This is a genomic window from Methylopila musalis, assembly GCF_042679725.1.
Lineage (GTDB): Bacteria > Pseudomonadota > Alphaproteobacteria > Rhizobiales > Methylopilaceae > Methylopila > Methylopila musalis.
The window spans coordinates 1-12605 of sequence record NZ_JBHTMX010000080.1 but is presented as its reverse complement, the minus strand read 5'-3'; the positions used below and the strand labels follow the sequence as shown (position 1 = coordinate 12605).

General features: G+C 70.6%; 13 protein-coding genes. 10 read left to right on the top strand and 3 right to left on the bottom strand.

What is annotated here, in order from left to right; all coding sequences use genetic code 11:
- Positions 1 to 344: 344 nt before the first annotated feature.
- A complete protein-coding gene (locus ACFQ4O_RS10135; RefSeq protein WP_378775574.1) occupies positions 345 to 914 on the bottom strand; it encodes a TetR/AcrR family transcriptional regulator in 570 nt (189 codons plus the stop codon).
- Between the two features lie 29 nt (positions 915 to 943).
- On the opposite strand from ACFQ4O_RS10135, the gene ACFQ4O_RS10130 reads away from it, so the two are divergent.
- The gene (locus ACFQ4O_RS10130; protein ID WP_378775573.1) at positions 944 to 1414 is read left to right on the top strand and encodes a monooxygenase family protein; all 471 of its coding nucleotides are present in this window, start codon (positions 944 to 946) and stop codon (positions 1412 to 1414) included.
- A 45-nt stretch (positions 1415 to 1459) separates the two neighbouring features.
- On the opposite strand, the gene ACFQ4O_RS10125 is transcribed toward ACFQ4O_RS10130, so the two are convergent.
- On the bottom strand, positions 1460 to 2257 hold the full coding sequence (locus ACFQ4O_RS10125) for an SDR family NAD(P)-dependent oxidoreductase (protein WP_378775572.1): 798 nt from the start codon (positions 2255 to 2257) through the stop codon (positions 1460 to 1462).
- 187 nt (positions 2258 to 2444) lie between these two features.
- On the opposite strand from ACFQ4O_RS10125, the gene carB reads away from it, so the two are divergent.
- The 9 genes from carB to ACFQ4O_RS10080 all read left to right on the top strand — a co-directional run bounded on the left by carB (position 2445) and on the right by ACFQ4O_RS10080 (position 11932).
- A complete protein-coding gene (gene carB / locus ACFQ4O_RS10120) occupies positions 2445 to 5771 on the top strand; it encodes a carbamoyl-phosphate synthase large subunit (RefSeq protein WP_378775571.1) in 3327 nt (1108 codons plus the stop codon).
- A 133-nt stretch (positions 5772 to 5904) separates the two neighbouring features.
- Entirely contained in the window at positions 5905 to 6378 is a 474-nt protein-coding gene (gene greA / locus ACFQ4O_RS10115; protein ID WP_271204314.1) for a transcription elongation factor GreA, read from the top strand.
- A 76-nt stretch (positions 6379 to 6454) separates the two neighbouring features.
- A complete protein-coding gene (locus ACFQ4O_RS10110) occupies positions 6455 to 7348 on the top strand; it encodes a hypothetical protein (protein ID WP_378775570.1) in 894 nt (297 codons plus the stop codon).
- Between the two features lie 58 nt (positions 7349 to 7406).
- Positions 7407 to 8579, top strand: coding sequence for a tRNA 2-thiouridine(34) synthase MnmA (gene mnmA, locus ACFQ4O_RS10105; RefSeq protein ID WP_378775569.1), 1173 nt, complete (start codon positions 7407 to 7409; stop codon positions 8577 to 8579).
- On the top strand, positions 8576 to 9217 hold the full coding sequence (locus tag ACFQ4O_RS10100; RefSeq protein WP_378775568.1) for a class I SAM-dependent methyltransferase: 642 nt from the start codon (positions 8576 to 8578) through the stop codon (positions 9215 to 9217). Before mnmA ends, ACFQ4O_RS10100 begins: the two co-directional genes overlap by 4 nt.
- Before the next feature lie 304 nt (positions 9218 to 9521).
- Positions 9522 to 9950, top strand: a complete 429-nt coding sequence (locus tag ACFQ4O_RS10095; protein WP_378775567.1) for a hypothetical protein — start codon at positions 9522 to 9524, stop codon at positions 9948 to 9950.
- Positions 9947 to 10627, top strand: a complete 681-nt coding sequence (locus ACFQ4O_RS10090; RefSeq protein ID WP_378775566.1) for a ribonuclease T2 family protein — start codon at positions 9947 to 9949, stop codon at positions 10625 to 10627. Before ACFQ4O_RS10095 ends, ACFQ4O_RS10090 begins: the two co-directional genes overlap by 4 nt.
- A gap of 1 nt (position 10628) precedes the next feature.
- The gene (locus ACFQ4O_RS10085; RefSeq protein ID WP_378775565.1) at positions 10629 to 11054 is read left to right on the top strand and encodes a cupin domain-containing protein; all 426 of its coding nucleotides are present in this window, start codon (positions 10629 to 10631) and stop codon (positions 11052 to 11054) included.
- Positions 11055 to 11272: 218 nt separating this feature from the next.
- Positions 11273 to 11932 carry a DUF6456 domain-containing protein gene (locus tag ACFQ4O_RS10080; RefSeq protein WP_378775564.1) on the top strand — a complete coding sequence of 220 codons (660 nt, stop codon included), beginning with the start codon at positions 11273 to 11275 and terminating at the stop codon, positions 11930 to 11932.
- A 3-nt stretch (positions 11933 to 11935) separates the two neighbouring features.
- Here the strand turns inward: ACFQ4O_RS10080 and ACFQ4O_RS10075 are convergent, their stop codons facing one another.
- A complete protein-coding gene (locus tag ACFQ4O_RS10075) occupies positions 11936 to 12361 on the bottom strand; it encodes a SufE family protein (protein WP_378775563.1) in 426 nt (141 codons plus the stop codon).
- Positions 12362 to 12605: the final 244 nt, after the last annotated feature.

Sequence of the window (12605 nt, the reverse complement as noted above, 5' to 3'; positions counted from 1 at the left end):
AAAGCTTGACCGCAAACACGGAAGATACCCGCGCGAAGGCGCGGGCATGACGAAGGAGGGTGGCGCGCCCACCCCGCCGTCATGCCCAGCGCAGGCGGCCGTCGACGACTCGCCGCCGCCCACCCCATCGTCATGCCCGAGCTTGTCTCGGGCATCCACGACTTGGGCTCGCGACCCCTCGCCGAAGAGGGAAGTCGTGGATGCCCGCGCGAAGGCGCGGGCATGACGTGGAGAGGTGGCGCGCGCAGGTGACGTCCGAGGATAGGAGCGACCGAGCGCGCTCGCGCGGCGCGTGAGCGGTCCGTCGCAAACAGGATTTCCGTAAGGTTAATTTCGCCCGCTGGTCACGCGCCGCCTTGCAGGACGCCTTCGGCGAGCAGGGCGAGCACCGCGCGGGAGTCGGCGCCGTCGGGAGGCGACTGGCCGTCGAGGGTGAGGATGGCGAGGCCGTGGACCAGCGCCCAGCAGGCGGTGACGGCGGCCGGGTTCGGCGTCAGCCGCGCCACGCGACCCGCCAGCACGCCGTAGGCGGCCATCTTGGCCGCGCCTGGCGGCCCGCCGTCGCCGCCGCCGGAAAACATCAGCCGGAACAGCGCCGGATGCGCCTGCGCGAAGGCGAGGTAGGCGAGCCCCTGCGCGGTCAGGGCCTCGCGTTCGTCCGGCGCGCGGTCGGCCGTGGCCAGAGCCTCCGCCAGCATCGCGAAGCCCCGGTCGGACACCGCCCGCAGCAGCGCGGTCTTGTCGGGGAAGTGGCGGTAAGGAGCCATTGCCGACACCCCCGCCGCCTTGGCGAGGCCGCGCAGGCTGATCTCGCCCGCGCCGGCGTCCAGCGCCGCGATCGCCTCGCGCACCAGCCGCGCGCCGAGACCGTCCTGACCGTCGTCCATGTTTACAGTGTAAACCTCGGCTGTCATGTTTACGGTGTAAACGTCAGGAGGCCGCCATGCAACGTTCCCCGTCGCGCGAGGCGCCGGACCTCTCCGCCTTTCCCGACCTCGTGGTGGTGCTGCTCGGCTTCCGGCTGCGCGGGCTGCGGGGCGTTCCGGCTGTGTGGTCCATCGGGCGCGGCCTGCGCGCCATCGAGCGCGACCCGCCGGACGGGCTGCTGGCGAGCGGGATGTTCCTGTTCGGCTGGAACCACATCGGCATCCGCCACTACTGGCGCGACCTCGACAGCCTCGAGCGCTTCACCCGCGCGAGCCCCCACGACGGCTGGTGGCGGGATTTCCTGCGCGACCGGCGCGGGTGCGGTTTCTGGCACGAGGCCTATCGCGCCCGCGGCGGCATGGAGGGCGTTTACATCGACATGCCCGAACGGAGCGGCTTCGCCGCCTTCGCGCCGCTGCGTCCGGCGGAGGGGCCGTTCATGACGACGCGCCAGCGGCTCGCCGCGCCGGGCGCCGGCCCCGGCTGATCGGGAGCCGGCCTGGCCGTGATCTAAAACCGCGCGACGCGCGGTTCAGGCCGGACCGCCCTTCTGGCCCTGCAGCTCGTGCGCGATCCGGCGCAGGAGCCCGCGGGACAGGAAGCGGGTGGCGAAGGCTGACAGCTTCGGCAGCGCGCCGGGGATGACGATGGCCTTGCGGGCCTGAAACCCGTCGAACCCCGCCTTCGCCACATCCGCCGCGGAGACCACGCCGGTCTTGAACAGCTTCACGTTGGAGGCGCCGGCCACCTGTCCGAACTCGGTGGGGGAGGGGCCGGGGCAGAGCGCCGTGACGGTGACGCCGCTGCGGCGCGTCTCCTCGTAAAGCGCTTCTGAAAACGACAGCAAATAGGCCTTGCTGGCGTAATAAACCGCCATCTCCGGCCCGGCCTGGAAGGCCGCCAGCGAGGCCACGTTCAGCACGCCCCCGCGTCCCCGCGCCAGCATGCCCGGCAGGTAGAGCCCGGCGAGCGCCGTCGGCGCGTGCACGTTCACCGCCAGCATCTCAAGCTGCCGGTCGTAGGGCAGGCGCACGAACGGCCCGAGCAGCCCGAAGCCTGCGTTGTTCACCAGAACGTCGATCACATGGCCCCGCCGCCCGACCTCGATCGCAAGCTCCTTGACCCCGTCGGGCCGGGCGAGATCGGCCGTGACCGCGCTCGCCGCGATGCCGTGACGGGCCGAGAGCTCCTCCGCCAGCGCCGTCAGCCGGTCTTGCCTGCGGGCGGCCAGCACCAGATCGTCGCCGTTGGCGGCGAACAGGCGCGCGAGTTCGAGGCCGATGCCGGACGAGGCGCCGGTGATCAGAACGGTGCGGCGGGAGGCGGTCATGAGCGGCGTTTCTCCGGGGACGGAACGCGGCGCGCGCAGGTTTGGGCGAGATGACGCCTTTCCTGCATCGCCGTGACTGTGTATTGCACGCCTTCAGCCACAATGCCTGCTCCCAGAGAGCCGCGCGCGCCCTCGCGCGGGGACACCCGTCCCGAGGGCCGACCGCACGGACCCGGAAAGCCGATCCATGCCCAAACGCACCGACATCGCCACCATCCTGATCATCGGCGCCGGGCCGATCGTCATCGGACAGGCGTGCGAGTTCGATTATTCCGGCACCCAGGCCTGCAAGGCGTTGCGGGAGGAGGGGTACCGGATCGTCCTGGTGAACTCGAACCCCGCGACCATCATGACCGACCCGGACATGGCGGACGCCACCTACATCGAGCCGATCACCCCGGAGATCGTCGAGAAGATCATCGCCAAGGAACGCCATGTGGTTCCGGGCGGCTTCGCGCTGCTGCCCACCATGGGCGGCCAGACCGCGCTCAACTGCGCCCTGTCGCTGAAAAAGATGGGCGCGCTGGAGAAGCACGACGTCGAGATGATCGGCGCCACCGCCGAGGCCATCGACAAGGCCGAGGACCGGGAGCTGTTCCGGGAGGCCATGACCAAGATCGGGCTGGAGACCCCGCGCTCCATGCTGGCGCACAACCTCTCCGAGGCGCTGGTGGCGCTGGACGAGATCGGGCTTCCGGCCATCATCCGCCCGAGCTTCACCATGGGCGGCACCGGCGGCGGCATCGCTTACAACCGCGAGGAGTTCCTCGAGATCGTGGAGCGCGGCGTCGACGCCTCGCCCACCGACGAGGTGCTGATCGAGGAGAGCGTGCTCGGCTGGAAGGAGTACGAGATGGAGGTCGTCCGCGACAAGGCGGACAACTGCATCATCGTCTGCTCGATCGAGAACATCGATCCGATGGGCATCCACACCGGCGATTCGATCACGGTGGCCCCCGCGCTGACGCTGACCGACAAGGAATACCAGCGCATGCGCGACGCCTCGCTCGCGACGCTCAGGGAGATCGGCGTCGAGACCGGCGGCTCCAACGTGCAGTTCGCGATCGACCCGGCGACCGGCCGCATGATCGTGATCGAGATGAACCCGCGCGTGTCGCGCTCCTCGGCGCTCGCCTCCAAGGCCACGGGCTTCCCCATCGCCAAGGTCGCGGCCAAGCTCGCCGTCGGCTACACGCTGGACGAGATCGACAACGACATCACCGGCGGCGCGACCCCGGCCTCGTTCGAGCCCACGATCGACTACGTGGTCACCAAGATCCCGCGCTTCGCCTTCGAGAAGTTCCCGGGCGCGGAGCCCACGCTCACCACCTCCATGAAGTCGGTGGGCGAGGCCATGGCCATCGGCCGCAGCTTCGCGGAAAGCCTGCAGAAGGCGCTCCGGTCGCTGGAGACCGGCCTGACCGGCCTCGACGAGATCGAGATCGACGGTCTTGGCCAGGGCGACGACCGCAACGCCATCCGCGCCGCGCTCGGCCGCCCGACGCCCGACCGCTTCGTGAAATGCGCGCAGGCGCTGCGCCTCGGCTTCACGATCGAGGAGATCCACGAAGCCTGCAAGATCGATCCGTGGTTCCTGGAGCAGCTCGCCGATCTGGTGGCGACCGAGGACAAGGTGCGCCGCTTCGGCCTGCCGACCACGGCCTCCGCCTTCCGCAAGCTCAAGGCGCAGGGCTTCTCCGACGCGAGGCTCGCGACGCTGTCCAGGCTCGAGGCGCATGAGGTGGCCGCGAAGCGCCATGCGCTCGGCGTGCGCCCGGTCTACAAGCGCATCGACACCTGCGCGGCCGAGTTCGCCTCGCCGACCGCCTACATGTACTCGACCTACGCGCCGCCCTTCGCCGGCGGCGAGCCCAAGGACGAGGCCGAGCCCTCGGACGCCAAGAAGATCATAATCCTCGGCGGCGGTCCGAACCGGATCGGCCAGGGCATCGAGTTCGACTACTGCTGCTGCCACGCCTGTTTCGCGCTGTCGGACGCCGGCTACGAGACCATCATGGTCAACTGCAACCCGGAGACGGTGTCGACCGACTACGACACCTCGGACCGGCTCTATTTCGAGCCGCTGACCGCCGAGGACGTGCTGGAGATCATCGAGACCGAGCGCTCGCGCGGCACGCTGCACGGCGTGATCGTGCAGTTCGGCGGCCAGACGCCGCTGAAGCTCGCGAACGCGCTCGAGGCCGCGGGCGTGCCGATCCTCGGCACCACGCCGGACGCGATCGACCTCGCGGAGGACCGCGACCGCTTCAAGCGCCTCCTGGACAAGCTGAAGCTGGTGCAGCCCAAGAACGGCATCGCCTATTCGGTGGAGCAGTCGCGCATCGTGGCGGAGGGGCTCGGCTTCCCGCTGGTGGTGCGCCCCTCCTACGTGCTGGGCGGCCGGGCCATGGCCATCCTGCACGACGAGAAGATGCTGTCCGACTACCTGCTCGGCACGCTGCCGGATCTGGTGCCGGAGGACGTCAAGCAGCGCTATCCCAACGACAAGACCGGGCAGATCAACACCGTCCTGTCCCGCAACCCGCTGCTGTTCGACCGCTACCTTTCGGACGCGATCGAGGTGGACGTGGACGCGCTCTGCGACCGCAAGGACGTCTTCATCTGCGGGATCATGGAGCACATTGAGGAGGCGGGCATCCATTCGGGCGATTCGGCCTGCTCGCTGCCGCCCCATTCGCTGTCGCCCGAGATCATCCAGCGGCTCGAGGACCAGACCCGCGCCATGGCGCTGGCGCTGGAGGTCGGCGGCCTGATGAACGTGCAGTACGCCATCAAGGACGGCGAGATCTACGTGCTGGAGGTCAATCCGCGCGCGTCCCGCACGGTGCCCTTCGTCGCCAAGGTGGTGGGCGAGCCCTTCGCCAAGATCGCGTCGCGAGTGATGGCGGGCGAGCCGCTGACCTCGTTCGGGCTGAAGTCCGAGCCGCTTGGCCACATCGCGGTGAAGGAGGCGGTGTTCCCCTTCGCGCGCTTCCCCGGCGTCGACACGGTGCTCGGGCCGGAGATGCGCTCCACCGGCGAGGTGATGGGCCTCGACGTGGATTACGGCGTCGCCTTCGCCAAGAGCCAGCTCGGCGGCGGCACCCGCGTGCCGCGTTCCGGCGTGGTGTTCGTCTCGGTTAAGGAGGCGGACAAGGACCGCATCCTCGCGCCGGTGCGGATGCTGAGCGATCTCGGCTTCAAGATCATCGCGACCTCGGGCACCCAGCGGCATCTGGCCGCCCACGGCATCGACGCGCAGAAGATCAACAAGGTGCTGGAGGGGCGTCCCCATGTGGTGGACGCCATCAAGAACGGCGGCGTCCAGCTGGTGTTCAACACCACGGACGGCGCGCAGGCGCTCAGCGACAGTCGCTCCCTGCGCCGCGCCGCCCTCTTGCACAAAGTGCCGTACTATACGACGCTTGCCGGCGCTGTAGCCGCGGCGCAGGGGATCAAAGCCTATCTGGGCGGCGATCTCGAAGTCCGCGCGCTGCAATCCTATTTCACCTGAGGCGGCCCTCCCGGCCGCCGCTCGTCAGCGTCCGGGACAAAGCCGCTTCAGCGGTCTCTCCCGGCCAACCGTCAGCCGCTCCCCGAGGCGAATCCGCCCCGGGGCCGCAAGCGGTTATGCAAGAGAGAATGAAATGGACAAGATCCCGATGACCGCCGCCGGCCTCGTCGCGCTGGAGGCGGAGCTCAAGCACCGCGCCTCCGGCGAGCGCCCGCGCATCATCGCCGCGATCGCCGAGGCCCGGTCGCATGGCGACCTGTCCGAGAACGCGGAATACCATGCGGCGAAAGAGCAGCAGAGCCTGAACGAGGGCCGCATCGCCGAGCTCGAGAGCACCATCGCGCGCGCCGAGATCATCGACGTGTCCAAGCTCAAGGGCGACACCATCACCTTCGGCGCCACCGTGACGCTGGTCGACGAGGACACCGACGAGGAGAAGGTCTACCAGATCGTCGGCGACGCCGAGGCGGACGTGAAGCAGGGCCGGGTGTCGATCAGCTCCCCCATCGCTCGCGCGCTCGTCGGCAAGAAGGTCGGCGACGCGGTCGAGGTCGTGACCCCCGGCGGCGGCAAGAGCTACGAAGTGCTCAAGGTGCGCTTCATCTGATCCGGAGGGCGGCGCGTTTACGCGCCGCCCTTTTTCGTCGCCCCTTTTTGTTGAAGGTTCTCCAAGGTTTCGCGTCATGACGGGCGTGTTCAAGCGACTGGTCATGGCGGTCTATCACGGCGTCGGAGAGCCCGCGCTCGCCCTCACGCGCCGCCGTCGCCGGCTGGCGGCGTTCGGACTGGGGCCGGACGACGCCCCCACCATCCCGGTGGACCTGCGGCCCGGCCTCGGGCCGGCGGGCTTCGCGAAGCCGATCGTGGCGCGCTACGTGGCGCCGCATGGCCTGTCGGCGCTGCGCCGACGCGTGCGGGTGACGCCGATGGCGATCGACCTGCTGCGCTATCCCGATTTCGCCGCCTTCGAGGCGGCGGTGAAGGCCCGATCCTCCCGCAGCCTGCCCAAGGTCCGCAAGGCCTCGCGCCTCGGCTATGCTGTGCATCGCTTTCCGCTCCGCCGTCACGTCTACGACGTCCACGCGGTCAAGACCTCGGCCAAGATGCGCGCCGCGGGCCCGGTGCTCGATTACTGGCTGCTGAAGCCGGAGCAGGTGGGGAGGCCCGCCACCCGTCCGATCCCGCTCAAGCAACCGCCGTCTTCGACCCACTGGACGCTGTGGTGGGGCGTGTTCCGGGCCGAGCCCGGCCACCGGCAGGGGCGCGTCGTCGTGAACGAACGGCTCGTCGCCTATCTGAAGCTCACCCGCGTCGGCGAGTTCGCGCATTACACCGACCTGATGGCCCATGCGGACCATCTCGAGGACGGCGTCATGATTCTCATGCACATGGAGATCATGCGCTGGCTGCTGGAGAGTGGCGATCCGCTGACGGACGGCCTGGGCGTCGTGGTCTACGGCGCGGCCGAACACGGCGGCGAAGGCCTGCTCACCTGGAAGAAGCGCGCGGGCTTCGCGCCGGCGCATCTGACGCGCGTGTCCGGCGACATGCTTCCGTCATCGGACGTTGCGAGGTAAGAGGCTCCTGCGCGGAAGCGGCGTCCGCGGCCTGCACACGGAAATGGCGCCACCTCAGATGACCCTTGATCTCGATCTGCCGGGACCCCCGGCCGCCAACCGCGTCGTCGTCGCCATGTCCGGCGGCGTGGACAGCTCGGTCGTGGCGGGCCTGCTGGCGCGGGCGGGCTACGACGTGGTCGGCGTCACGCTGCAGCTCTACGACCATGGCGCGGCGGTGGCCCGCAAGGGCGCCTGCTGCGCCGGGCGCGACATCCACGACGCGCGCCGGGTGGCGGAGACGCTTGGCATTCCCCATTACGTGCTCGACTACGAGGCGCGCTTCCGCAAGGCGGTGATCGAGCCCTTCGCCGCGAGCTATCTCGCCGGCGAGACGCCGGTGCCCTGCGTGTCCTGCAACCAGACCGTCAAGTTCGTGGACCTGCTGGAGACCGCGAAGGACCTCGGCGCCGCGGCGCTCGCCACCGGGCATTACGTGGCCTCCCGCGCGCTTCCCGGCGGCGGGCGGGGGCTGTTCCGGCCCACCGACGACGACCGCGACCAGAGCTACTTCCTTTACGGCGTCACGCCCGAGCAGCTCAGGCTGCTGCGTTTCCCGCTCGGCGACACGCCGAAGCCGCAGGTGCGGGAGCTCGCGCGCGAGCTCGGGCTCGGCGTCGCCGACAAGCCCGACAGCCAGGACATCTGCTTCGTGCCGAACGGCCGCTACGCCGACGTGATCGAGAAGCTGAAGCCCGGCGCGGCCGAGCCCGGCCCCATCGTGCATGTGGACGGCCGCGTGCTCGGAACCCACGACGGCGTGCTGCGCTTCACCGTCGGGCAGCGGCGCGGCCTCAACCTCTCGGTCGGCGAGCCGCTGTTCGTGGCGCGCATCGAGGCCGACAGCCGCACCGTGGTGGTCGGCCCGCGCGAGGCGCTGGAGATCCGCACGATCCGCATCCGCGACGTGAACTGGCTCGGCGACGGCGCGCTGGAGGACATCGGCCCGGAGGGTATGCCTTTGCGCGCCAAGGTGCGCTCCACGCGGCCCTCCGCCCCGGCGCGGCTTCGGTCGCTCGGGAACGGCGAGGCCGAGGTGGAGCTTCTGGACGGCGAGAGCGGCGTGGCGCCGGGACAGGCCTGCGCGCTCTATGACGACGAGACCGGCCGCCGGGTGCTGGGCGGCGGGATCATCTGCGCGCCCCGGCGCGTTGCGGCTGCGGCGAGACCCATGAGCGAGGCGGTGCGGTGAGCGTTCGGTACGATCTCGAAGGCCAGAAGAAGGCCTACGCCAAGTGGGCTCCGATCTACGACAAGGTCTATGTGCGGCTGCTGGCCGACGCCCAGAGGAAGGCGGCGGCGGCCGCGGCGGCGTCCGGCCCGGACATCCTCGAGGTCGGCGTCGGCACCGGTCTCGTGCTGCGCTACTACCCGAAGACCGCGCGCGTGGTCGGCGTCGATCTCTCCCGCCACATGCTCGCCAAGGCGCGGGAGAAAGTGGAGACGCAGAAGCTGACGCAGGTGCGCGGCCTCGCCGCCATGGACGCCTGCCATCTGGGCTTCCCCGACGCCAGCTTCGACGCCATCACCGTGCCCTTCGTCATCACGCTGGTGCCGGATCCGGAGCGGGCGCTCGACGAGATGCGCCGGGTGCTGAAGCCCGGCGGCGAGATCGTGGTCGCCTCCAAGATGGGCGCCGACCGCGGGCTGATGGCCAAGGTGGAGACGGCCGTCGCGCCGCTGGTGAAGCAGGTGGGCTGGTCCAGCGACTTCAAGGTCAGCCGCCTGCGCGCCTGGGCCGCGCACGCGGGCGACATGCACATTTCGGACGTCTCGCCGGTGTTCCCGGCCGGCTTCTTCAAGATCGTGCGCATCCGCCGCTCGACGTAAGAGCCGGTTTGGAGCTTTAAAAAACCGTCATGCCCGAGCGTGTCTCGGGCATCCACGACTTGGGACGCGCAAGCCGTCGTCGCGCAAAGTCGTGGATACCCGCGCGAAGGCGCGGGCATGACGGGGGTCAAATCGCGCACTTCGATAAAGCCCCAAACAGTCTCCCAGCCCGCACGGCCTAACCATGCTGGCGGGCCGCGCTTGATTTGCGGCTTGGCTGCGCTCAAATCTCCCGCGACGCGGGTGTTCTCAGGCGGTGGCGGCGATGAAAGTCTTCGGTTGGCTTCTTGGTGTCGGCGCCGTCATGGCGGCGACGGCGGCGTCCGCCGCGGATCCGGTGATCTACGCCGCGCGGGAGAAGGCGCCCGCGCCGGCCTCCGCCACGTTCCGGGGCTACACGGGACTGCTGCCGGCCTGCGATGACGGCCGGGTGCTGGGGCGCGTCGCCGGGCTGTTCGCCACCCGCGAGCGCGGCTACTGGGCGTCGGGTCTGGAGATCGCCGCGTTCGATCGTCCCCGGGAGATCGGCTACCGCAGCTGGGGGCCGGAGTTCATTCCCCGCCGGTTCTGCGCCGCTCGGACGGTGACGAACGACGGCCGCCGCCGGCAGGCCTTCTACGAGATCGGCGAGGGCTTCGGCTTCGCCGGGATCGGCTGGGACGTGAACTGGTGCGTCACCGGGCTGGACCGCAACCGGGCGCACGCCCCCGGCTGCAAGATGACCCGTCCGTGAAACGCCGCGCCGGCTATCTGGCGGCGGCCGCGCTCGCCGCCGCGGCGCTCTGGGGCGCCGTCGCGGGCTTCGACTCCAAACCCCTGCATGCGGAGAACGCGCCCGGCGCGTTCGACTTCTATGTGCTGTCGCTGTCGTGGTCGCCGACCTACTGCGCCGGCGAGGGCCGCTCCCGCGGCGGCATGCAATGCGCCGGGCCGAAGCCCTACGGCTTCGTCGTCCACGGCCTGTGGCCGCAGCACGAGCGCGGGTTTCCGTCCGAGTGCCGCCGGGGCGGCGATCCGACCCGGGCGGTGGTGGACGGCGTGCTCGACATCATGCCGAGCCCCGGCCTCGTGCGGCACCAGTGGCGCAAGCACGGGACCTGCTCGGGCCTCGGCCCGCAGGCGTTCTTCAACCTCACCCGCAAGGCCTATGAGCGCGTGCGCGTGCCGGAGGCCTTCGTCGCGCCCGAACGTCCGCTGACCCTGTCGCCGGCCGATGTGGAGCGCGCTTTCATCGCCGCCAATCCCGGCCTGACGCCGTCGATGATCGCGGTGGACTGCGACGGACGCCGGCTGCGCGAGGTGCGCGTCTGCATGGCGCGCGGCGATCTCGGCTTCCGTCCCTGCGCTGAGGTCGACCGCCGGTCGTGCCGAGCGAGCGAGGTCACGCTTCCGCCCATGAGAGGCCAGTGAGATGGACGACATCGATTCCGTGATGCGGCTGCACCGTCTGGGCGCCGTCGACGCGCCCGACGAGGAGAGCGCGCCGCCGCCCGAACTGGTGGTGGAGGGCGAGCCGACGTTCCGCACCCGCGTGACCTATCAGGCGCCTGACGGCCGCCTGTTCGCGGGCGTCTGGTCCGCCACGCCCGGCGCGTGGCGCGTGGCCTATGACGAATGGGAGTGGTGCCGCCTGAGCGCCGGCCGCTGCGTGCTGACGCCGGACGGCGGCGCGCCCCAGACTTACGGCCCCGGCGACGCCATCGTCATAGAGCCCGGCTTCAAGGGGGTGTGGACGGTGGTGGAGGCCTGCGAGAAGGACTTCGTCGTCCTGCTGCCGCCATCGGCGGACGCCCCAGAGGACGAGGCCGCGGACGACAAGGCAACGGACAACGACTGACGCTTAAGATGGCGGCGCGTGCAGGCGCCGCCGAACGCCCTCCGAGATTGAATGTAAGATTATTATCCTATATAGGATGGTGATCTTGCAATCGGAGGGCGTCTATGTCGGAATCACTTCGCTCAAAGGCTGCGCGCGGCGCGGCGTCCACCGGTGGTCTGAGCGCCGCCGCGCGCCGGCTGCTCGCGCGTCTCGCAGGCCCGGGCGACACGCCGCGCGTGCCCCCGGCTGCGGCGGCCGAACTCGAACAGCTCGGGCTGATCGCGCGCGAGGGCGCCGGCTGGCGCGTCACCGATCCGGGGCGTTCCCGTGTCGCCCGCGAGCAGGGCGGGACCGCCGGGTTTCTGGCCCAGCACCGCACGTTGGGCCTCCGGTCGGTGGAGGCGGAGGGCGTGTCGACGGACCTGCTCGTCGATCTCGACGAAAGCCCGCTCGCCTGGCTCGCCCGGCGCAAGGGCAAGGACGGCCGCCCGCTGCTCGGCGCCCACGAGGTGCTGGCGGGCGAGCGGCTGCGCGCCGACTTCATCCGCGGCCAGATGACCCCGCGCGTCACCTCCAACTGGAGCGGCGCCGCCGGCGGCCGTCGTGCAGGGCCCGGGGTCGGCGCGGACCTCTCGGACGCCGCGCTCGCCGCCCGGCTTCGGGTGTCGCGGGCGCTGGAGGCGGTAGGGCCGGAACTGTCCGGCGCGCTGCTCGACGTGTGCTGCTGCCTCAAGGGGCTCGAGGAGGTGGAGCGGGAGCGCGGCTGGCCGGCGCGGGGCGGCAAGCTGGTGCTCGGCCTCGCCCTCGCGAGCCTCGCGCGGCACTACGGCTATGCGGACGCGGCCGTCGGACCGGACAGCCGCGGCGCGCCGAGGGTCTGGACCGCGCCGGAGTAGCCGTCAGGCGGCCTGCGACGCCGCGGCCGCTTCGCGCTTGATGCGCTCCACCATGGAGCGCAGGCCGTTGGAGCGCTGGGGCGTGAGATGCTCGCGCAGGCCGATGCGCTCCATCAGCGCGCCGGCGTCGGTGGCGAGGATGGCGCTGGCCGGCCGGCCCGAATAGAGCGCGATCATCACCGCCACCAGCCCGCGCACCAGATGGGCGTCGCTGTCGCCGCGGAAGGTGAGCGCCGGGTCGGCGCCGTCGCCGACGGTCGTCTCCAGCCACACCTGGCTCGCGCAGCCCTGCACCTTGTTGGCGTCGGTGCGGGCGTCGTCCGGCAGCGGCTCGAGCTCGCGGCCGAGCTCGATCAGGTAGCGGATGCGCTCCTCCCAATCGTCGATGAACTCGAAGCCCTCGACCATGTCGTCGATTGTGGTCGCCATCACGCCCGCCGTCCTGCTCTGCGCCAAGACCCTGCGAGGTAGAGCGTTCCGCGATCCGCCGCAAAGAAAAAGAAACCGGCGGTCCCGCGTCGCGCCAAGGGACGAGGCGGGACCGCCGGGGAGGGGGTGGTGGCGCGGGCTTGGATCAGGCGGCGGGTTCGGCAGGGTTCCGCCAGGCGGGCTTGCGGTCGGCGGGGGTCAGCGTGTCGCGGCCGGCGGCGCGGGCCGCGGGGGCGCCCGTGCG